At 64.0% G+C, this 23,145-nt stretch carries 9 protein-coding genes and 2 pseudogenes; 7 read left to right on the forward strand and 4 right to left on the reverse strand.

Features of this window, described 5'->3' with window-relative positions; all coding sequences use genetic code 11:
- Nucleotides 1–280 precede the first annotated feature (280 nt).
- The 3 genes from HZ99_RS00355 to HZ99_RS00365 all read left to right on the forward strand — a co-directional run bounded on the left by HZ99_RS00355 (nt 281) and on the right by HZ99_RS00365 (nt 15,804).
- Nucleotides 281–12,733, forward strand: a complete 12,453-nt coding sequence (locus HZ99_RS00355; RefSeq protein WP_235205545.1) for an autotransporter-associated beta strand repeat-containing protein — start codon at nt 281–283, stop codon at nt 12,731–12,733.
- A gap of 156 nt (nt 12,734–12,889) precedes the next feature.
- Nucleotides 12,890–14,446: a DUF726 domain-containing protein gene (locus HZ99_RS00360; RefSeq protein ID WP_038440445.1), complete on the forward strand. Its 1,557-nt coding sequence runs from the start codon at nt 12,890–12,892 to the stop codon at nt 14,444–14,446.
- Between the two features lie 38 nt (nt 14,447–14,484).
- Nucleotides 14,485–15,804, forward strand: a complete 1,320-nt coding sequence (locus HZ99_RS00365) for an Nramp family divalent metal transporter (RefSeq protein ID WP_038440448.1) — start codon at nt 14,485–14,487, stop codon at nt 15,802–15,804.
- A 1-nt stretch (nt 15,805) separates the two neighbouring features.
- On the opposite strand, the pseudogene HZ99_RS28220 reads toward HZ99_RS00365, so the two are convergent.
- Nucleotides 15,806–15,937: pseudogene (locus tag HZ99_RS28220) on the reverse strand (LysR family transcriptional regulator); the annotation flags it as partial.
- Between HZ99_RS28220 and HZ99_RS29075 the strand changes: the two are divergent.
- A pseudogene (locus HZ99_RS29075) lies at nt 15,931–16,065 on the forward strand (EamA-like transporter family protein); the annotation flags it as partial. The pseudogenes HZ99_RS28220 and HZ99_RS29075 sit on opposite strands and share 7 nt — an antisense overlap.
- 53 nt (nt 16,066–16,118) lie before the next feature.
- Nucleotides 16,119–16,553, forward strand: a complete 435-nt coding sequence (locus HZ99_RS00370; RefSeq protein ID WP_404942422.1) for an SRPBCC family protein — start codon at nt 16,119–16,121, stop codon at nt 16,551–16,553.
- A 26-nt stretch (nt 16,554–16,579) separates the two neighbouring features.
- On the opposite strand, the gene HZ99_RS00375 is transcribed toward HZ99_RS00370, so the two are convergent.
- Nucleotides 16,580–17,968, reverse strand: a complete 1,389-nt coding sequence (locus HZ99_RS00375; RefSeq protein ID WP_038440451.1) for a sensor histidine kinase — start codon at nt 17,966–17,968, stop codon at nt 16,580–16,582.
- Nucleotides 17,946–18,629, reverse strand: coding sequence for a response regulator transcription factor (locus HZ99_RS00380; protein ID WP_038440453.1), 684 nt, complete (start codon nt 18,627–18,629; stop codon nt 17,946–17,948). Before HZ99_RS00380 ends, HZ99_RS00375 begins: the two co-directional genes overlap by 23 nt.
- A 394-nt stretch (nt 18,630–19,023) precedes the next feature.
- On the opposite strand from HZ99_RS00380, the gene HZ99_RS00385 reads away from it, so the two are divergent.
- A complete protein-coding gene (locus HZ99_RS00385; protein WP_038440455.1) occupies nt 19,024–19,911 on the forward strand; it encodes a hypothetical protein in 888 nt (295 codons plus the stop codon).
- Between the two features lie 142 nt (nt 19,912–20,053).
- Here the strand turns inward: HZ99_RS00385 and HZ99_RS00390 are convergent, their stop codons facing one another.
- Nucleotides 20,054–20,959, reverse strand: a complete 906-nt coding sequence (locus tag HZ99_RS00390; RefSeq protein WP_038440458.1) for a MurR/RpiR family transcriptional regulator — start codon at nt 20,957–20,959, stop codon at nt 20,054–20,056.
- Nucleotides 20,960–21,198: 239 nt separating this feature from the next.
- On the opposite strand from HZ99_RS00390, the gene HZ99_RS00395 reads away from it, so the two are divergent.
- Entirely contained in the window at nt 21,199–23,136 is a 1,938-nt protein-coding gene (locus tag HZ99_RS00395; RefSeq protein WP_038440460.1) for a bifunctional 5-dehydro-2-deoxygluconokinase/5-dehydro-2-deoxyphosphogluconate aldolase, read from the forward strand.
- The last annotated feature ends 9 nt before the right edge of the window (nt 23,137–23,145 follow it).

Raw genomic sequence — 23,145 nt, forward strand, 5'->3', positions numbered from 1 at the left:
GGGCGCCATTAGAGCGCGCTTTTACGTTGCTGAATCTGAATTTTTGCCAGGGTGCCGCGCTGTGCGCCAGCGCCTGTTGGATGTCGTCCAAATCCTACAGGACGCTTACGAAAGTATTAATACCATTTATTTCAATGACTTTTGCGCGCGTCAGCTACGGTTCTGACAACAGGATTGTTGTCATCACGGTCAGGTAATTCGCTTTCGGTGCGTGTTGGATCTGTTGCACTGGGCTTCTACGCATTCACGGACGAAAGGCTTGAACCACAAGGAGTAAACCGTGGAAAGAAGACTTGTTGCCGGCGCCAAAACCCGTGTTTCTCCCCTCACTCTTGCGATTCGCCTGGGTCTGCTCGGGCTGGTGGCTAGCCTGGCGAGCCCCGAGGCGTTGGCGGCGTGCTCACCGGGCGCGCCGGTACAGGGAGACGCGGTCTTGTGTACCGGGGTTGCGGTTATACCGGTCGCGCCGAATAACTTTGCCAGCGCGGTGAATGGCCTGCGGGTCACGGTTGACGCCCTGGCGCGGATGAATACGGTGGTGGGTTCAGTGTTGAGCCTGACCGGCAGCGGGGTTTCCCTGACGAACCTGGGTGTCATCAATCCTGCCTTCCTCGGCCCTATCGGCGTCCTGAGCAGTGGGGTGGTCATCGGCAACTCTTCAACCTCGGGCAACGTATCGGTGCTCAACAGCGGCACGATCATGGGCACCATTCCCTTGGTGGATGTGGCCTCGCTGCTCGGCGGCGCAGCGCTGAATATCACCAACGGCGCAGGCTTCACCACGATCCTCAATAACAGCGGCACCATTGGCGCCTCCAGCATCGGCGTATCGGTGCTGCAACCGGCCGATGCGCCCATGGTGGTGGTGCAGGGTGGTTCCCAGGTCAATATGACCAACAGCGGCGTGGTGACGGGCAGGATCGGTTTTGAAGCCTCTGGCAGCGTTGGCGGGGTCGGCAACGCCTTTATCAACGCCGGCACGCTTAACGGCGGCGTATCCCTGGGCGCCGGGCGCGGCGGCAACACCTTTACAGCGGTCACCGGCTCTTTGGTGAGTGCCGGGGCGGGCTTGAGCCTGGGTGGGCTGGTCAATGTCAACCTATCGTTTGCGCCCACCGGCACGGTCGACGGTGGTGCGGGCGGCACCCAGAACACTCTGGTGCTGGATAACCAACTGGCGGGGGTGAACGCGACAACCCAGACAGGCACGGCCTCCAGCGGCCAATACATCAACTTCAACAACCTGCAGATCAAGGGGGGCAACTGGTCCTTGCAAGGGGCGTTGGTCAACGGCTCGACCCTGTTCACTGGCGGCACTGCGGCATTTGATAATAACGCCGCCTTTGGCAGCGGCTTGCTGAGCATCAATGGCGGGACGTTGATCGCCAGCGCCGGCAACCTGAGCCTGGCCAATAACGTGGCGATCGGTTCCGGTGGGCTGACAGTACAGGGCAGCAATGGTTTGACCTTGGGCGGCACCCTCAGCGGCGCGGGCACGCTGAACATGAGCGGCCTCGGGGTTCTGGCCCTCAACGGTGCCAATACCTACTTCAACGGCACGTTTTTAAACAGTGGCGGGTTGTCCCTGGGTAACGCTTCGGCCTTGGGCGCTGGGCCGTTGACCGTCACCGGCAGCAGTTCGCTGGATGCCAGCACCGCACTGAGCCTGAACAACAACATTACACTCAATAACTTGGCCACCCTGACCGTGCCGGGCACTGCCAACCTGACCCTGGGCGGCAATGTGGATGGCGTGGGCGCTCTGCGCAAAAATGGCACGGCTGACCTGACCTTAAGTGGCAACAATACCTATCTCGGGGGGACCACGCTGAACGTTGGGCGTCTGTTGCTCGGCTCGAACAACGCATTGGGCTTTGGCAACCTGGTGGCGGCGGGCAGTACCTCGCTGGTCAGCAAAAGCCAGGTCACCCTCAATAACAACGTCACCCTGCTCGGCGCGGTGAGCCTGCTGGCGGACGGGAACAACCACCTGACCCTGGGCGGGACGGTCACGGGGGGTGGCAGCCTGATCAAGACCGGCACGGGCAACCTGATCGTCAATGGCACCAATACCTATGGCGGTGGCACACAGTTGAGCGCTGGCGCCCTGGTGCTCGGGGCGTCGGGCGCGCTTGGCTCGGGCTTGCTGAGCACCAGCAATGGCACCAGCCTCAATGCCAGCACCCAACTGACCCTGGGCAATCTCCTGGATGTCACCGGCAACCTGACTGTGGGGGGCGCCGGCGATCTGACCCTGGGTGGCGTGATCGGTGGCAGTGGCGGGCTGACCAAGAACGGCACGGCCAAGTTGACCCTCAACAATGCGAACACCTTCCTGGCCGGTACGACGCTCAATGGCGGCACCCTGACGCTTAACAACAACGCGGCCCTGGGCACCGGCAACTTGACGGTTGGCGCTGCGTCGACCCTGGACAACGGGGCCAATACTGCCCTGGCCAATGGGCTGCTGTTAAACGCCGACCTGAGCCTGGCCGGGACCAACGGCCTGGCCCTGGGTGGCGTGATCAGCGGCGCCGGCCAGCTACTCAAGAACGGTGGGGGCAACCTGCTGCTCGGCGTGGCCAATACCTTCCAGGGCGGCACGACCCTCAATGGCGGCAGCCTTACCCTGGGCAATGGCGGTGCATTGGGCAGCGGTGCCTTGACCGTGGCCGGCGCCAGCACGCTCAACAGCACCACGGCCGTGACGGCTGGCAACCAGATCAACCTCAACGCCGCCTTGACGGTGGACGGGGCCAACGCCCTGACCCTGGGAGGCGTGATCCAGGGGGTGGGCGGCTTGATCAAGGCCGGCACTGCCAGCCTGACGCTCAACGGCAACAACACGTATGGCGGCACGACCGCGTTGAACAGCGGCACCCTGGTGGTCGGCAGCAACACCGCACTGGGCAGCAGCAGCCTGTCGGCCAGCGCCGGCACCAGCCTGAGTACCGGCACGGTGTTGGGCGCAGCGATTGCCCTGGGCAATGGCATCGACCTGCTGGGCAACCTGACCGTCATCGGCAGCAATGCCCTGACCCTGGGCGGGGCAATCAGTGGTAGCGGTGGCCTGGTCAAGGACGCCAGCGGCGACCTGATCCTGGGCAGCACCAACAGCTATCAAGGCAATACCGCACTGAACCTCGGCAAACTGGTGGTCGGTGCCAACGGCGCACTGGGTTCAGGCGTGTTGAGCGCGGCCGGCGGTACCACGCTGGATGCCAATGCCACGGCGACCCTGAATAACCAGGTCGACCTCACCGGCGCGGTGACCGTGGCTGGGACGGCGGACCTGAGCCTCACGGGGCCGATTATCGGGGTCGGCAGCCTGACCAAGAATGGCAGCGCCAACCTGAGCCTCAGCGGCAACAACCTTTTCCAAGGTGGTTTGAACCTCAACGCCGGCACATTGACGGCAGGCAGCAATACGGCGCTGGGGGTGGGCAATTTGACCGTGGGCGGCGCGGCAACCCTGGACAGTAGCTCAGCGGTGACCCTGGCCAATGACATTACCCTCAACGCCGGCCTGACCGTGGCGGGCAGCAACGGCCTGACCCTGGGCGGTGCCCTTGGCGGCACCGGCCCGCTGATCAAAGAGGGCGCGGCCAACCTGACCCTCAATGGCATCAATACCTATCAGGCAGGCACTGTGCTCAATGCCGGCAGCCTGACCCTGGGCAATGCATCGGCCCTGGGCAGCGGCGCGTTGACGGTCGGTGGTGCGGCGAGCCTGGACAACAGCGCGGCTTTCACCCTGGGCAACGACATCACCCTCAACGCCAACCTGGCCCTGGCCGGTAACAACAACTTAACCCTGGGCGGGGTCATCAGTGGCGCCGGCGGCCTGACCAAAAATGGCGTGGCCGACCTGACCCTGACCGGCAACAACACCTTTACCGGCGCCATCAACATCCTGGGCGGTACTGTGTTCGCCGGCAGCGCTGCTGCCCTCGGTGACAACGCCGGGCTGAACATCGGTGCCGGTGCCAGCCTCAACCTGGCAGGCAATGGCGTGCTTGGCGACTTGAGTGGTGCCGGGGTTGTCGACGTCGGCTTGAACAACAGCTTGACCGTCGGGGGCGCCAACACCAGTACGACGTTTGGCGGCAGCCTCACCGGCAGCGGCAGCCTGATCAAAGTCGGCAGTGGCCAGCTCGACCTGACCGGGGTCAACAGCCTCAGCGGTAATACCCAGGTCAATGCCGGCATCTTGAAGGTGAGTAGCTCGTTGGGCAGTGCTGTCGTCGATGTGAATGCCGGGGGCACCCTGACCGGGGGTGGGGCAGTGCTGGGCACGCTGAATATCAACAGCGGTGGCCATCTGGCCTTGAACAGTGGGGATACGCTGTCCGCGGCTTCGCTGGTGGTGGGCAGCGGCGCCAATCTGGACGTGAACCTGGGGGCTCCGTCACTGACGCCGCTGCTCGACGTCGGCGGCAATGTGAGCCTGGATGGCAACCTGAATGTGAGCAATGGCGGGGCCTTCGGCGCGGGCATCTATCGGCTGATCAACTACGGCGGCAGCCTGACCGGGCAGGGCTTGACGGTGACCGGCGTACCACAGGGCTTCAACCTCGGCGACGTGCTGGTGGATGTCTCCACGGCCAGCCAGGTGAATGTGGTGGTGTCGGTGGCCAACATGTTGTTCTGGGACGGCAGCCAGACGTCCGGCAATGGCACCGTCGAGGGCGGCAACGGCACCTGGAGTGTCGGCGCCAGCAACTGGACAGCCATCGGCGGCACGCCCAACTCGGCCTGGGCCGGCGGCTTTGCCGTATTCACCGGCGCGGCGGGCACGGTCAGCGTAGACGGCACGCAGCAGTTCACCGGGATGCAATTTGCCAGCGACGGCTACAGCGTCGTGGGCGGTGCGGCGGGGCAACTGACGGCGGTCAACGGCAGCACTGGCAACACGGCGATCCGCGTCGATCCAACCCTCACCGCGACCCTGGGGGTGAATATCGACGGGGCCGGCAAACTGGCCAAGCTCGACAGCGGCACCCTGGTGCTCAATGGCAACAACAGCTATACCGGCGGTACTGCCCTCGATGGCGGGGCACTGGTGGTCGGCAGCAATACCGCACTGGGCAGCGGCCTGTTGAGCGCGGCCGCAGGCACCACACTGTCGAGCAACAAAGCCGTGATCCTGGGCAATGACGTGGCCCTGGCCGGCGACCTCAGCGTCGCCGGCAACAATGCCCTGGCCTTGAATGGCGTGATCAGTGGTGCAGGCGGGCTGGTCAAAAATGGCACCTCGCAGCTCACGTTGGGCGGTGTGAACACTTACCTGGGGCCCACCGCACTCAACACCGGTGGCCTGATCCTGGCGAACGGCGGCGCCCTGGGTAACGGTGCGTTGAATGCGGCGGGCGGCACGACCCTGGATAGCAGCACCGCTGTCAGTGTCGGCAATAGCATCAACCTGGCGGGCAACCTGGGCATCGGCGGTAGCGCCGACCTGACCCTGGGCGGCGCGATCAATGGCGCCGGTAGCCTGACCAAGGAGGGCGCCGCCAACCTGATCCTCAATTCGGCCAATGGCTTTCTCGGTGGCATCACCCTGAATGCAGGCACCCTGACCCTGGGCAATGCCGGGGCACTGGGCCTGGGCAGCCTGACCGTGGGGGGCGCATCGACCCTGGGCAACAATGCGGCGCTGAACCTGGGTACCCAGGCGGTGCAGCTCAATGCCGACCTGACCCTGGCCGGCACCCAAGACCTGACCCTGGGCGGTCTGGTCAGCGGTGCGGGAGGGTTGATCAAAGACGGCGGGGCGAACCTGACCCTCAATGGTCTGAACACCTACCAGGGCGGCCTCACCCTCAAAGCGGGAACCCTGACCCTGGGTAACGCTGCGGCACTGGGCACCGGCGGCCTGATCGTCACGGGCAATGCGACCCTGGCCAACAACGCACCGCTGGTGCTGGCCGGCGGGCTGACCGTCAACGCCGGCTTGACTGTGGGCGGCAGCCATAACCTGGCCCTGGCCGGAGTGGTCGCAGGCAATGGCAGCCTGATCAAGACCGGCACCTCAGACCTGACCCTGTCGGGCAACAACACCTTCAGCGGCCTGCTGGATATCCAGGCGGGCAGTCTCAGCACCCTGGGCAATGGCGCGCTGGGCAACAACAGCACGCTCAACCTGGCGGCCGGTACTGCCTTGAACCTGGGCAGTTCCGCCAGCTTGGGCAACCTCAGCGGCGCGGGCACTGCGCTGGTCGGCCTGGGCAATACCTTGAGCCTGGGCGCCAATAATCAGAGCAGTACCTTTGGTGGGGTTCTTGCCGGCCTGGGCAATGTCGACAAACTCGGCAGCGGCACACTCACGTTGTCCGGGAGCAGTGTACTGACGGGCAATACCCAGGTCAGCGCGGGCACCCTGAACGTCAATGGTCAACTGGCCAGTGCCGGGGTCAATGTGAACAGCGGCGCGACCCTCGGTGGCGCCGGCACTTTGCTGGGGGCGGTGAATATCGCTGACGGTGGCCACCTGGCGGTGAAATCCGGCAGCACCCTGACCACCGGCTCGCTGGTGCTGGGGGCCAACGCCAACCTGGATGCCGGCCTCGGCGCACCGTCCACAGGCGGCACCGAGCTGCTCAAAGTGCTGGGCAACCTGACCCTGGATGGCACCCTCAACATCAGTGATATTGGCGGCTTTGGCGCCGGGATCTATCGCCTGATCGACTACACCGGCGTGTTGACCAACCATGGCCTGCAACTGGGCAGCCTGCCCGGCAGCATCCTGCCTGGCAGCCTCGATCTGCAAACCGCCATCGGCAACCAGATCAACCTGCTGGTCAATGGCAGCACTAACGTGCAGTTCTGGGATGGCAGCCAACTGGCGGGCAACGGCGCCATCGAAGGTGGCAATGGCACCTGGAACGCGGCGGCGACCAACTGGACCGGGCTCAACGGCGGTTTCAACCAGGGCTGGACACCCAACAGCCTGGCGGTATTCCAGGGCACGGCGGGCACCGTCACCGTGGACGGTGCGCAGGCGGTCACTGGCCTGCAGTTTGTCACCGACGGCTACAACCTGGTGGGCGGCACGGCAGGGGGCTTGACCCTGTTCAATGGCACTGGCGGCACTACCGCGGTGCGGGTCGATCCCACTGTCACCGCGACCCTGGATGTGAACCTCAACGGCGGCGGCACCCTGGCCAAGCTCGACAGCGGCACCCTGGTGCTCAACGGCAGCAACACTTACACCGGCGGTACGGCGCTCAATGGCGGGACCTTGATCCTCGGCAATAACAGCGCCCTGGGCAGCGGCCTGCTGACCACCGCCAACGGCACCACCCTGGACACTAACGCTGCCGTCGCGCTGACCAATGGCGTGGCGCTCAACGGCAACCTGACCCTCGGTGGCAGCAATGCCCTGACCCTGGCGGGGACCGTCAGCGGCGCCGGCAGCCTGATCAAAAACGGTATCGCCAGCCTGACCTTGAGTGGCAACAACACCTACGTGGGGCCTACCGCCCTGAATGCGGGCGGGCTGATCCTGGCCTCCAACAGCGCCCTGGGCGCAGGTGCCTTGAACACCAGCGCCGGGACCACCCTCGACACCACCACGGCAGTGACCCTTGCCAATGGGCTGAACCTGACCGGCAACCTGGGCATCCTCGGCACGTCGGACCTGACCCTCAACGGCCCGGTCAACGGGGCCGGCGGCCTGATCAAAAGCGGCATCGGCAACCTGACCCTGGCCGGCAACAATGGCTATGTGGGCGGCACTCAACTCAATGCCGGCAGCCTGACCGTCGGCACGGGCAGTGCCCTGGGCTCTGGCGCCTTGCTGGTCAACAGCCCGGCGAGCCTCGATAGCAGCGCGAATGTGACGCTGGGCAATGCCGTGACCCTCAATGGCGCGCTGACAGTGGCTGGCAGCAATGGCCTGAGCCTCGACGGGATCATCGACGGCGCCGCGCAATTGATCAAAAACGGTGGCGCCAACCTCAGCCTCAACGGGGCCAACAGCTACGGTGGCGGTACATTGCTCAACGCCGGTACGCTCACCGTCGGCAGCAGCACTGCGCTGGGCAGTGGCAACCTGAGCGTGGGCGGCATGGCCACCCTGGATAACAGCGCACCGCTGGTGCTGGCCAATGCCATCGACCTCAATGCCGACCTCACCATTGCCGGCAGCCACGACCTGACCCTGGCTGGCGTCTTGGCCGGGAATGGCGCGTTGATCAAAAACGGCACGGCAGGCCTGACCCTCAGCGGCAACAACCTGTTGACCGGGCCGTTGAATGTCATGGGCGGCACATTGACCACGGTCGGCGCCGGTGCCTTGGGCAACGCCTCCGGGGTTACCGTGGGTAGCGGTGCAACCCTTGACCTGGGCAGCAGCGCCGCGTTCAACACCCTGGCTGGCAACGGTGCGTTGCAAGTGGCGGCGGGCAATACGCTGACCATCGGCGGCAATAACACCTTCGGCGGCAGCCTGGGCGGCGGCGGTGCGCTGGATAAAGTCGGCACCGGCACGCTCAACCTGACCGGCAACAGCAGCCTGAGCGGTGCTACCAGCGTCACCGGCGGCACGCTCAATGTGGCGGGCAGCCTGGCCAGCAGCAGCGTGACGGTCAACAGCGGCGCGACCTTGAGCGGTGGCGGCACCTTGAGCGGCGCGGTGACGGTGGCCGATGGCGGCCATCTGGGCTTGAGCAGCGGCAGTGCACTGACGGTGGGTTCGCTGGTGCTGGGGGGCAATGCCAACCTGGATGTTGGCCTTGGCACACCGGTAGTCGGTGGCGGCGGTGGGCTGCTGAATGTCGGCGGCGATCTGGTGCTGGATGGCAACCTCAATGTCAGTGACCTCGGCGGTTTCGGCACTGGCGTCTATAACCTCATCAACTACAGCGGGGCCCTGACCAATAACGGCCTGACCCTCGGCACGCTACCGTCCAGCGTGATTGCCGATGACCTGCAACTGCAAACCGCGATCAACAACAAGGTCAACCTGGTGGTGATCGCGCCCAATACCACCGTGCAGTTCTGGGACGGCGGCCAGTCGATCGGCAACGGCGCCATCGAAGGCGGCAACGGTACCTGGGGCAGTGGCACCAACTGGGCCAATGTCGACGGCAGCCTCAACCAGAACTGGAGCGACAAGTTTGCGGTGTTCCAGGGTGCAGCTGGCACCGTCACGGTGGAGGGCAGCCAAAGCCTGACGGGCATGCAATTTGTCAGCGACGGCTACAACCTGGTGGCCGGTACCGCTGGCCAGTTGAACCTGGTCAATGGCGGCACCGGCAACACGGCGGTGCGGGTCGATCCCAACGTCACCGCGACCCTCGGTGTAACCCTCAACGGCAGCGGTACCCTGGCCAAGCTCGACAGCGGCACCCTGGTGCTCAACGCCGCCAATGGCTACACCGGTGGCACCGCCCTCAACGGCGGCACCCTGGTGGTGGGCAACAACAGTGCCCTGGGCACGGGCGTGTTGACCGCCGCCAACGGCACCACCCTGGCCAGCAACACCGCCGTCACCCTGGGCAATAACGCACTGCTCAACGGCGCCTTGACCGTGGGCGGCGCCAACGCCTTGACACTGGATGGCGTGCTCAGCGGCAATGGCAGCCTGGTGAAAACCGGGACGTCCAGCCTGACCCTCAATGGCGTCAACACCTACAACGGCGGCACCGGCCTCAATGCCGGGCAGTTGACCCTTGGCAACAACGCTGCACTGGGCAGTGGTGCCCTGAGCGTGGGTGGCGCGGCGCAGTTGGATGGCAGCAGCGCCCTGCAACTGGCCAATGCCATTGCCCTGGGGGGGCAGTTGACGCTGCTGGGCAGCCATGACCTGACCTTGAGTGGGGCAATCAGCGGCAGCGCCAGCCTGGTGAAAAGCGGCAACGGTGCGCTGTTGCTCACTGGCAGCAACACCTATGGCGGCGGGACCCTTCTCAATGGCGGCAGCACCACCGGCAGCACCAGTAGCCTGCAAGGGGCGATTGCCAACAACGCAGCACTGACCTTCGAGCAAAATGCCGACGGTACCTACACCGGCAACCTCACCGGCAGCGGTTCGTTGACCAAGACCGGCACGGGCGATCTGCTGCTGACCGGCAACAACACCTTCACGGGTAGCACCCACGTCACGGCCGGCGGCCTGGTGGTCAACGGTACCTTCAACAGCGCCGCGATCCAGGTCGCCAGCGGCGCCTCCCTGGGCGGCAGTGGGCAATTGGCGGGGGCGGTGAGCATGGCGGATGGTTCAACCCTCACTGGCGGGGCTGCGACGCCGTTGTCCGTGGGCGCCCTGGCCTTGTCGGCGGGGACCCATCTGGACTTTGCCCTCGGCGCACCGGGCGCCTCGACCACGGTGGTCAACGTGGCTGGCAACCTGACCCTGGATGGCACCCTTAACGTCAGCGACGCTGGCGGGTTTGGCGTCGGCGTCTACCAGTTGTTCCGCTACGGTGGCAGCCTGACCGACAACGGCCTGCTGCTGGGCACCTTGCCAACCTCGATTGTGCCGGGCGCATTGAGCCTGCAAACGGCGCTGGCCAACCAGCTCAACCTGCTGGTGCAAGCCACGCCTGGGCAAATCCAGTTCTGGAACGGCGGCACCACCAGCCCTGACGGCACGGTACATGGCGGTAGCGGCACCTGGGGGCCTGGCACCAACTGGACCGACCCTACCGGCACCCAAGGCCAGGCCTCGAACAACCAGTTCGCGGTGTTTGGCGGGCAGGGCGGTACCGTGACCGTGGCGGGCAACCAGGCCTTCACCGGTCTGCAAGTGCTGGACAGCGGCTACGCCCTGGTCGCCGGCACGGGTGGCAGCCTCAGCCCCACCAATGCCGCAGACGGTAGCCTGGCGGTCGTGCGCATCAATGCCGGCGTGACCACCGAAGTCTCGGCCCCCCTGGTGGGGAGCGGTGGGATCAACAAAACCGACGCGGGCACCTTGTTGCTGAGCGGCGCCAACACCTACAGCGGCGGGACGACCGTCAGCGGCGGGACGTTGGTGGGGAACACCACCAGCCTGCAAGGCGCAATCACCAACAACGCCAACCTGTTGTTCCAGCAAGACAGCAACGGCCAGTTCAATGGCACACTGGCCGGTACCGGCACAGTGATCAAGCAGGGCAGTGGCAGCCTGTTGCTGACCGGCAATCAGCCGCTGAGCGGTGCGGTGGCGGTCAACCAGGGCTTGCTGCAAGTGGGCAATGCCAGCAACCCCGGGACGGTGCTGGGCGGTCAGGTGACCGTCGCCAATGGCGCCGGCCTGAGTGGCAACGGCAGTGTCGGCTCGTTGATCAACCACGGTGTCGTCACCCCCGACAGCGGCAAACTCAGCGTCGCCGGCAACTTCACCAACGCGGCCGATGGCACCCTCAATCTGCTGATCACTCCCTCGGCGGCCGGTTCCCTGGCGGTCGGTGGCAGTGCGAACCTGGCGGGTAGCCTGAATGTGGTGAACCTGGCGCCTTACACCGGGCCTGCCACCTATACCCTGCTGACGGCTGGCGGTGGGGTGACTGGTACCTTTACCCACACCAACCTGGAGAACCTGGCGTTCCTCGATACTGCCCTCAACTACAGTCCGAACCAGGTGGCATTGGCCGTGAGCCGCAACACCACCAGCTTCGCCAGCGTGGCGGCCACCGGCAACCAGCGGGCGGTGGCCACCGCCTTGGGCAGCGGCGCGGCAGTGGGCGGCAGCGCCGTCCAAAATGCCTTGCTCACCGGCAATGCAGCCGGTGCCCGCGCGGCCTTCGACAGCCTGTCAGGGGAGATCCACGCCAGCACCGCCAGCGCCTTGCTTGAAGACTCGCGCTACGTGCGTGACGCGGTCAACGAGCGCATGCGCCAACCGGGCTGCTACCGTCAGGACGATCCGCGCAACAGCCTGGCACCCAGCGAAAACCGCCTGAGCAGCGCTGGCTGCCACGGCGAAATGGTGGGCTGGATGCGTGTCCTCGGTACTTGGGGCCATATGGGCGGCGACAGCGACACCGCGCGCCTGGACCGCAACCTCAGCGGCTTCCTGCTGGGCACCGACAAGCAACTGGACGACACCTGGCGTGCCGGCGTCGCTGCCGGCTATACCCGCAGTGACCTGGACGCCAAGCGCCGCCACTCCAGTGCCGATATCGACAGCTACCACCTGATGGCCTACACCGCGTACCAGCAAGAGGCCTTCGCCGCGCGCCTGGGCGTGGGTTACACCTGGCACGATATCGAAAGCAAACGTGACGTGGCCGTGGGCGCCGAAGGCCAGCGCCTGAAAGCCGACTACAAGGCACGCAGTGCGCAAGTGTTCGGTGAAGTCGGTTACACCCTGCAGGCCGGTGGCCTGGCCGTGGAGCCGTTCGCAGGCCTTGCCTACGTCAACTACGACAGCGATACCCTCAAGGAAAAAGGCGGTTCTGCGGCGCTCAAAGGGGATGCCGACCAGGACATCACGTTCTCCACCCTTGGTGTGCGCCTGGGTAAAACCATCACCCTGGGCAACGGTTCGAGCATCACCCCACGGGGCAGTATCGGCTGGCGCCACGCTTTCGGCGATACCCAGCCGGATGCCGATCTGAGCTTTATCAACGGCGGCGCTTCCTTCAGCACTCAAGGCGTGCCGATTGCCAAGGACAGCGCAGTGGTGGAGGCGGGCGTCGACTATCAGATCAGCCCTAACGGCAAATTGGGGCTGGGTTATTCGGGCCAACTGTCTCGCAATGACAAGGACCATGCGATGACTATCAGTTTTTCCCTCGGTTTCTGATCAAGGCCGAGTTCTTCAAGCCGCCCGCGAGGGCGGCTTTTTTTGGCTTAAGATCCACCGGATACAGGCCAGTGCGAATCCCTTGTAGGCGCCAGGGCTCGACAGCTCCCACATTTGTTACTATCGCTCTGCGTTTTCACCAGGAGCCAGCGCCTCATGCAACACCAGTGGGATGAAATGCACCGCACCCGCAAGCCCTCGTTCGTGCTGTGCGGCGAGCCCCAGGGGCCGGTGCTCAATCTCTATGTCCATGGCTATTCCGCGTTTTTCAATCAGCAGCAGTTGGCCAACTTCCAAGGGCAACTGGCGGGGATCGAGGGTTCGACCAACCTGATGCTGTTCTGGCCGGCCGGGCATTTCCTGGAAAACCTGTTCGCCCCCTTCAAGGACATCATCGCCTCGATGCTCGGCGGCGGCACCCTGGGCGCGGCGACGGTGGGCCTGGGCAAGGCCGTGGGTTATTTCCTCGATCACTACAAAAGTGTCGAGGCGCGGGTGGACGAAGTGGCCCGGACGCTGTTGGCGGAGCTGGCCAACTACCTGCATGCCGAGTCGATCGAGGTGCGCCAGATCAACCTGGTCGGCCATTCCCTGGGCGCACGCCTGCTGGTCAAGAGCCTGTTGGCCAGCCCGGAACTGGCCCGGGAGCTGCCGCTCAATCACCTGTTGTTGATGGGCGGCGCGATTTGTACCTCCAGCCCCTGGGAACAGGTGTCGGCGCCACTCAAGGGACGGGTGATCAACTGCCATTCCAGCAAGGACTGGGCCCTGGCGCTCAAGCCGGATACCGAGCGCTGCATTGGCCGCTACGCCATTCCCCTGACCCCATCCCTCAAGGGCAAAGTGAGCAACGTGCACCTGGTCACCTTCGATCACGCTGCCTACTGGCCGCAGTTGAAGACGGTGGTGCAGTACACCGACTTGCTGCACGAGCGCCGCGGCATGATCCGTGCGGATTCGCGCAGTGCCGAGGTGCGCTTTGCCGAAGACGATGTGGACCTGCTTCCCGTACTGCGCCAGGCCCGGGTGGCGGAGTTGCAGTTTCTCGCCGAGCTGATGGCCGCCAAGCGCAGCGCGACCATCGATGCCGATGTGCGCGACCCGCTGAAGCTGGCTATCGAATTGCAGCGCATGGGCGGCGACAGCCTTATGAACCTGGCCCGTGGACATGGTGTGAGTTACCGCCAATTGGCCCAGGATGTGGCCCTGCGCGTCGGCATCAAGTTTGACCAGCCCATCGATAGCGTGGCGTTGGTGAGCCTGGAAGAGCGGGTCGCCGAGGCCCTGATCGAGCAGTACAAGGACAAGCTCAGCCTGGCCGACCGCCAGGTGTTCGAGGCCGAACTCAGGGCGGCAGCGCAGAAGGAACAGGGGTTTTTCAAGCGTTTCGATGTCGGCCGTTCGGCCACCACCGCCTTGAGCGGTACGGCGTTGGCCGGGTTGACCGGGTTTATCCTGCGGCGCGGTGCGGCCACGGCGATTCCGGTGGTGGGGCAGGCGCTGGCGGCGGCGATGCTGCTGGTGAGCGGGGTGCGCGCGTTTTCCGGGCCGGCATACTCCATCACGACCCTGGCGGTGCTGGTGCTGGGGGTGATTCGCCAGCGTATGGAGCGCGAGGCGCTGAACCAGGAAATGGACTTGGCGGTGCAGGTGGTCGAGGCGTTCGACCTGCCCCGGGAAACGCTGATGCGCACGGTCGCGCCTGACTGCTAAGCTGCGTGCTTGTCTTGCGTGTCTGCCGGGTACCCCGCGTGAAATTCAGCCTGCCGAAAATTGCCACCGCCCCTTTCTGCCCACCGGAAGTGGCGGGCACCATCCCTGTCGATCCCCGCGCGTCGTTCTTCAAACGGGTGCTGCAGTTTGCCGGCCCCGGCCTGCTGGTTTCCATCGGCTACATGGACCCCGGCAACTGGGCCACGGCCATCGAGGCCGGGTCGCGCTATGGCTACAACCTGTTGTTTGTGGTGTTGCTCGCCAGCCTCGCGGGGATAGCGGTGCAGTGTCTGTGTTCGCGGCTGGGCATCGCCACCGGCAAGGACCTGGCGCAGCTGTGCCGCGAACGCTACAGCCGGCGTTCAGCGCGCACGCAATGGGTGCTGGCGGAAATCTCGATCATTGCCACCGACCTGGCCGAAGTGCTGGGCTGTGCCCTGGCGTTCCACCTGCTGCTGGGGGTATCGATGACCACCGGCATTGTCATCACCGCGTTCGACACGCTGCTGATCCTGGCTCTGCAAAACCGTGGCTTCCGGCGCCTGGAAGCGATCATGCTGGCGCTGGTGGCGACCATCGGCGTGTGTTTCTTTGTCGAACTGGTGTTGATCAAACCCTATTGGCCGGACGTACTGCGCGGCTTCACGCCGTCCCTCTCGGCGATCAGCGACGCCGCGCCGCTGTACCTGGCCATCGGTATTCTCGGGGCTACTGTGATGCCCCATAACCTGTACCTGCACACGTCCATCGTGCAAACCCGCCTGTTCGGCAAGGATTTGGCCAGCCGCCAGGACGCGGTCAAGCTGGCGCGTATCGACACCATCGGTTCCCTGGCCCTGGCCTTGCTGGTCAACGCCGCGATCCTGGTACTGGCGGCGGCAGCCTTCCACCAGAGCGGTCATACCGAGGTGGTGGAAATCCAGGACGCCTACCACATGCTGGACCCCCTGGTGGGCGGTGCCTTCGCCAGTATTCTGTTCGGCATTGCCTTGCTGGCGTCCGGGCAAAGCTCGACCTTTACCGGCACCATCGCCGGCCAGGTGATCATGGAGGGCTACCTCGACCTGCGCATTCCCTGCTGGCAGCGCCGCCTGATCACCCGTGGCCTGGCGCTGATCCCGGCATTCCTCGGGGTGTGGTTGATGGGGGACGATGCCATCGGCAAATTGCTGATCCTCAGCCAGGTGATCCTCAGCCTGCAGTTGCCCTTTGCCCTGTACCCGTTGATCCGCATGACCGGCGATCGGCAATTGATGGGGCCGTTCGTCAATCGCCTGCCCACCAGGATCCTGGCGTGGAGCCTGTTCACCGTGATCAGCGGCGCCAATGCCTGGTTGATCGGCCAGTGGCTGTTCTGATTCAGCGGTCCCAGTAGGGCACGTTGCCAAAGCGCTCGACAAAGAAGTCGATGACCGTGCGCACCTTCACCGACAACCGCTGGCTGCCCGGCCACAGGGCGGCAATCTGCTGGGGCTCCAGGGGGGTGGCAACTGATCGACCACTTCGGCTGGCTGGGCAACACGGCCATCGAACTGTCCGCCAGCCGGATGCTGGCGATGCTGTGCCTGGCGTTGGCCCGGGTATTCATGTACCGCAGCAGTACGCGCCAGGCAGATTAACGGCCGATAGCGCTCGCGCCGACAGGCAGCGTAAGCTGGCCTCCCTTTTCCTGATGTTGTGGAGTTTTATCGTGGCCAAAGCAGCTGCTTGCATTGAAATTCCGGTTTCGGCCGACGAAGTCTGGCAATTGGTCGGCGGTTTCAATTCGTTGCCTGATTGGTTGCCGTTGATTGCCAAGAGCGAGCCGGGCGAAGGCGGGCGCGTGCGTCACCTGCAAACCGTGGAGGGCGCGGTGGTGGTCGAGCATTTGCAGACCTTCGACAACGTTGCGCGCACCTACAGCTACACCCTCAGCGAGTCGCCGTTCCCGGTCAGTGCCTATCTGGCGACATTGCAGGTTGAAGCACTGGGCGAGCACTCGGCCAAAGTCACGTGGTCGGGTGTGTTCACCCCGGTTGCCGGCGTGACCGAGGCCGAAGTCGAAGCGCTGTTCAGCGGCGTCTACACCGGCGGCGTCGAGGCCCTGCGCAAAAACTTCCCGGCCTGAGGTTGTAGGCGCCGGCAAGCCGGCGCCTACAGTGGGGTTTGTGGGCGGCATTCCAGGCTTAGTCGCGCGCCACCACGCTCGCTGCTGCCGACTTCCAGCCGGAAGCCATGCAGGTTGATGATCGCTGCCACAATCGACAGGCCCAGGCCAAAGCTGCCCTGCTGATTGCCGTCATCGACCCGATAAAAGCGCTGGAACACCGCCGCCCGTTCCGCTTCGGGAATCCCCGGACCGGAATCCAATACGTCGATGCGCGTACTGCCCGCATCGTCGATCCCTCGCAGAATCACTTCGCCGCCCGCCGGGGTGAACTTGATCGAATTGCTCAGCAGGTTGGCCAGGGCCTCGAACAACAGCGCACGGTCGCCGGTAATGGGTGGTAATGCCGTGGGGGCTTGCAGCAGCAGCGCCAACTGGCCTTCTTCGGCCAGCGGCAGGTAGAAGTCATGCAGTTCCTGCAGCAAGGGCAGGGGGTCGAACACCAGGAAGCCGGAGCGTCGTTGCCGGTCCTCCAGTTCGGAAATACGCAGCAAGCCACGAAAGCGCGCCATCAGCGTGTCGGTTTCGTTGATCACTTCATCGAGCTGCAAGGCATGGGGCGAATCTTCATTGGCCTGCTGCCTGATCCGGTACAACTGCGCACGCAGGCGGGTCAATGGGGTGCGCAGGTCGTGGGCAATGTTGTCGCACACGCCCTTGACCTCGTTCATCAGCTTTTCGATGCGTTCAAGCATGGCGTTGACGATGGCCGCCAGCATGTCCAGTTCGTCGCGGCGGTTGGACAGCGGCAGGCGGTGGGTCAGGTCGCCGGCGACGATGGCTTCGGCGCTGGCCTGGATCCCGCGAATCCGCCGCAACGGGCGCCGGCGTAGCAGATGCCAGCCGGCGACGCCGGGGATGATGGTCAGGGAGACCGCCCAGAGCAGGGCTTGCAGGATAATCCGGGTCACGCCCAGCAACGAACCGTTGTCACGCACCAGCACCAGCCAGCGGTCATCCTGGGTGCGGGTCGCTACAGCGTCGCAGCTGCCCCTGGGCAGTTTCGGGTCATCGGATTCGGTGCAGTTGGCCAAGGCATGGATGTGCCCGTCCAGGGGCAAATCGGCGGGGATCTGCTGGATCGGGCCGCTCAGGGGCTGTTGTTGTTCATCGAACAGGCCATAGGCGTCAATGCCCTTCATATCGAAGGTCATGCTGGTGGCCAGGGCTTCATCCAACTGCTCACCCTCGAACCGCTGGAACAGGTGCTGGCGCTGCATCAGCGAGTGGCGCGACAACTCACCCAGGTAGCCCGAGACTTCGTAGTACAGCACCCCCATGAGGATGCAGCTCCAGGCCACGAACAGCGAGCTGTACAGTGCCAGCAGGCGGCTGCTGGAGGAGCGCCAGCCGTTAGACGGGTTCAGCAATGACATAGCCCGAACCTCGTACCGTGCGGATCAGGGGCGTCAGGCCCGGTGGGTCGATTTTCTTGCGCAGGCGGCCGATGTGCACGTCGATCAGGTTGGTGCCCGGGTCGAAGTGATAGCCCCAGACTTCCTCGAAAATCATCATCCGCGAGAGGATCTGCCCCGTGTTGCGCATCAGGAATTCCAGCAGCTTGTACTCGGTGGGCAGCAGGCTCAAAGGCTGGTCGGCACGACTGGCTTCGCGGCTGATCAGGTTCAGTTCCAGGTCGGCCACGCGCAGTGCGGTTTGTGCGGCCTTGACCGCGTTGTTGCGGCGCAGCAGCACCTCGACCCGGGCCGCCATCTCGTCAGAGGCGAAGGGCTTGGTCAGGTAATCATCGCCACCGGCGCGCAGGCCCCGCACCCGTTCATCCACGTCGGAGAGGGCGCTGATCATCAGGATCGGTGTCGACACCCCGAGGGTGCGCAAGGTGGTGACGATGGCCAGGCCATCGAGCTCCGGCAGCATGCGGTCGAGGGTGATCAGGTCGTAATCGCCACTGACTGCCCGTGCCAGGCCTTCGCGGCCGTTGTCGACCCAATCCACCTCCAAACCATGACTGCTCAGCTCGGCGACGATCTCGCGGGCCGTCACGGCGTCGTCTTCGATGGTCAAAATGCGCGTCATAAGGGGTACCTGGTCACACTGGAGTGGGGCATTTTGCCAAGAAATGATCGCGAAGTTTCTAAAAGAAAATTCATGTAGGCAGTTCTTAAGGCTACCTCGGTCAACATGTGGGAGCGGGCTTGCTCGCGAAAGCGGTGTATCAGTACGTGCACCCGGTGCTGATACACCGCTTTCGCGAGCAAGCCCGCTCCCACAGGGGTTGGTGGATGGTTTGGGAATGCATAACGCCCGCCAGTTACGCGGCGTTCTTGCAAGTTGCATGGTCTTAGGAAGTTCAACTTACTTATCTTTTTGAAACGTATAGGTTTTTATTTATCTGGCGACTGGCACGCCGCCTGCACTGTCCCTTTCGACAGATGTAACACCATTTTTCAATGCCTGGAGCACAACAACAATGATGACATCCTCATCCACTTTGCAAGAGTCGAGCACGCTCTCCGGGGTTTCCTGGGGGGCGATCTTTGCCGGGGCCGCCGCCGCCGCTGCGTTGTCCCTGGTCCTGGTCCTGCTGGGCTTCGGCCTGGGCTTTTCGGCGGTGTCGCCGTGGGCCGGCAGTGGCATCAGCGCCAAGGGCCTGGGCATTTCCACGATTGTCTGGCTGGCCTTCACCCAGATTGTCGCAGCGGGGCTGGGCGGTTACATCGCCGGCCGGCTGCGGGTCAAGTGGGCCAATATGCATGGCGATGAGGTGTACTTTCGCGACACCGCCCACGGCTTTCTCGCCTGGGCCGTGGCCACGCTGGTGACTGCGACCCTGGTGGTCGGTTCGGTCAGCAGCATTGTCGGTGGCGGCGTACAGGCGGGTGCGAGCGTGGCCTCGGGTGCCGCCAGCGGCTTGACCCAGGCGGCTGGCAACGCGGCCAATGGCGATGACTTCGGCTATTACGTCGACAGCCTGTTGCGCGATGATCGCCCGGCAGCGGCCAGTGATGACGCGGTGCATGGTGTAGTGGCGCGGATCTTCGCCCGTACCCTGGGCAACGACGGCCAGTTGGCCCCGCAGGACCGTGTCTACCTGGCGCAGTTGATCAGCCAGCGCAGCAACCTCAGCCAGGCCGATGCCGAACGGCGTGTCGACCAGGTCTACGGTGACGCCCGCAAAGCCCTGGAAGAGGCCAAGTTGAAGGCCAGGCAGGCCGCCGACACCGCCAGCAAAATCGCCGCCGTGACCTCGCTGTGGACCTTCGTCGCCCTGTTGCTGGGGGCCTTCTTTGCCAGTTTCGCCGCAACCTTCGGCGGTCGTCGCCGGGACGCCGTGGTGTATCTGGAAACCGTTCGTTAATTCAAGGAGAACGTCATGCGCTCATTACTGCTGTGGTTCCTCGGTGTGCCAATCCCGGTCATTATCCTGATCGCGATCTTCATGCACTGATCCATCGAGGTGCTTGACCAAGGCTGCTCCTGCATTGCAGGGGCGGCCTTTTTCAGTCGTCAAACCCCACCTGTTCGTGAATCTCATCGACCTTCAGCTCCAGCCGGTATGCCACGGCGATAAACAGCGCCTGGCACAGGCACAGCGTTGCACTGAGGGAGCGGAACGCAAACGATGAACCTTCATTGACCAGCAATACCGTGTTGGCACGCTTGGCCAGTGGTGACAGGTTGCTGTCGGTGATGATCAGCGTCTTGGCCTGGTGATGCTGGGCGATGCGCAGGCAGTGCTGGGTTTCCTTGCCGTAGGGCGTGAAGCTGATGGCGATGACCAGGTCATTGGCGCGCACGCTGCGCATCTGTTCGCGGTAGCTGCCGCCCAGGCCCGAGATCAGGTGGATGCGCTTGTTGGTGTGCTGCAGGTTGTAGACCAGGTAGTCGGCCACTGCAAAAGACCGGCGCACCCCGACCACGTAGATGTTGTCGGCGTTGACCACCAGGTCCACGGCTTTCTCGAAGGCTGCGTCGTCCAGTTCCAGGCCCAGGCGTTCGATGCCCGACAACGTGGCATTCACGCATTCACGAGCCAGGTCGCCGCCGCTGGCTTTCTGCGACTTGTTGGCGATCATGCTGCGGATGCGCTGCTGGTAGTTCTGCACCGGCGTGGTCTTGTGGGTATACGCCTCGCGAAACAGCGCCTGCATTTCACTGAAGCCGCTGAAACCAAAACGCTGGGAAAAGCGCACGATGGCCGAAGGATGGACTTCGCATTCCCGGGCGATATCGCTGATGCGGTCGACCATGATCCGATCGCTCTGCTGGCTCATGTAGCTGGCGATGCGCTTGAGTTGGCGGGGCAGGCTTTCGTATTCATCGGTGATCAGTTGCAACAGACGTTCGGCATTGATCGGAGGGCTGGCGAGAATCTCGGCGGGAGCCTGCTGATCGGTGCGGGACATAGGCAATCCTTCTGGCTTGTTCTTATAGGGCAGGTGACGGGCACCTCCCCCTGACAATAGGTCGATGGGCGCAAGTCTACAGGGAAGGTGGCAAAAAAATCCTAATGGAAAATATATTCCACATAAAAAATTTATAGAATAAATATTGATTGATGGCGCCGGACGTCCTAGTCTGCATCCACCAAGAGCGTCGCCGTCACGACGGCAGGCGCGGGCTGATAAAAATAACAGGAGCCAGCATGGGCCAGACTCGTTTTGCCAGTGGGCGTCAATTGGATCTGATTTGTCTTGGGCGCCTGGGCGTCGATCTTTATGCGCAGCAAGTCGGCGCGCGCCTGGAAGATGTCTCAAGTTTTGCCAAGTACCTGGGCGGTTCGTCCGCCAACATCGCCTTTGGCACTGCACGGCTGGGGCTCAAGTCGGCAATGTTGAGCCGGGTCGGTGACGATCACATGGGGCGCTTTCTGGTGGAGTCGCTGGTGCGTGAGGGCTGTGATGTCAGTGGCATCACCGTCGACCCGCAGCGCCTGACCGCCATGGTCTTGCTGGGCCTCAAGGATCGCGAAACCTTCCCCCTGGTGTTCTACCGCGAAAACTGCGCGGACATGGCCCTGTGTGCCGCAGATATTGGCGAAGACTTTATTGCCAGCAGCAAGGCGCTGTTGATCACCGGCACCCACTTTTCCACCGACGGCGTGTACCAGGCCAGCCTCCAGGCCCTGGCCTACGCCGAGCGGCACGGGGTCAAGCGCGTGTTGGATATCGACTACCGCCCGGTGCTCTGGGGCCTGGCGGGCAAGGCTGACGGGCAGACCCGCTTTGTTGCCGACCAGAGCGTCAGCCAGCACTTGCAAGGCATCCTGCCGCGCTTCGACCTGATTGTCGGCACCGAGGAAGAGTTCCTGATTGCCGGTGCCGGCCACGACCTGCTCGGCGCCTTGCGCAATGTGCGCCAACTGACGGCGGCGACCCTGGTGGTCAAGCTCGGCGCGCAAGGCTGCACGGTGATTCATGGGGCCATTCCGGCGCGCCTGGAAGACGGTGCGATCTACCCCGGTGTGCAGGTCGAAGTGCTTAACGTGCTGGGGGCCGGCGATGCGTTTATGTCGGGCTTTCTCAGCGGCTGGTTGAACGACGCCGATGATCCGCGTTGCTGCCAACTGGCCAATGCCTGTGGCGCTCTGGTGGTGTCGCGCCATGCCTGCGCCCCGGCGATGCCGACCCCGGCGGAACTCCAATACCTGTTCAACAGCCCGGTGCCCATCACCCGCCCGGACCAGGACCCGGTCTTGCAGCGCCTGCATCAGGTCAGCGTGCCGCGCAAGGCCTGGAAGCAGTTGTTTGTGTTCGCCTTCGACCATCGCTGGCAACTGCTGGAACTGGCGCAAAAGGGTGGCCAGGATCTGGCGCGGATCAGTGCGATCAAGCAGCTGTTTATCCAGGCGGTCGAGCGCGTCGAAGGCAAGCTGCGCGAGCAGGGCGTCGAGGCCGATGTGGGCCTGCTGGCTGACCAGCGTTTTGGCCAGGATGCACTGAACGCCGCCACCGGCCGTGGCTGGTGGATCGCACGCCCGGTGGAGGTCCAGGGGTCGCGGCCGTTGGCGTTCGAGCATGGGCGTTCGATTGGCAGCAACCTGATTGCCTGGCCCCAGGAGCAGATCATCAAGTGCCTGGTGCAGTTTCATCCCGACGACGAGCCGCTGCTGCGCCTGGAACAGGAAGCCCAGCTCAAGGGCCTGTATCAAGCCGCGCAAGCCAGCGGCCATGAGCTCCTGCTGGAAGTGGTGCCGCCCAAGGACCACCCCTCGACCTACCCGGATGTGCTCTATCGCAGCCTCAAGCGCCTGTACAACCTGGGCATCTACCCGGCGTGGTGGAAGATCGAGGCGCAGACTGCCGAGCAGTGGCACAAGCTCGATGAGCTGATCGAGGAGCGCGACCCCTATTGCCGGGGCGTGGTATTGCTGGGCCTCAATGCCCCGGCGCAATCGTTGGCCGAAGGCTTTCAGCAGGCCAGCCAGAGCCGGACCTGCCGTGGGTTCGCGGTGGGCCGCACGATCTTCCAGGAGCCGAGCAGGGCGTGGATGGCGGGTGAAATTGACGATGAAACCCTGATCCAGCAGGTGCAGCAAACCTTCGAGCAGCTGATCCATGCCTGGTGCAGCTCCAGAATTTAAACACGCTCA

The sequence above is a fragment of the Pseudomonas fluorescens genome (assembly GCF_000730425.1).
Classification (GTDB): domain Bacteria; phylum Pseudomonadota; class Gammaproteobacteria; order Pseudomonadales; family Pseudomonadaceae; genus Aquipseudomonas; species Aquipseudomonas fluorescens_X.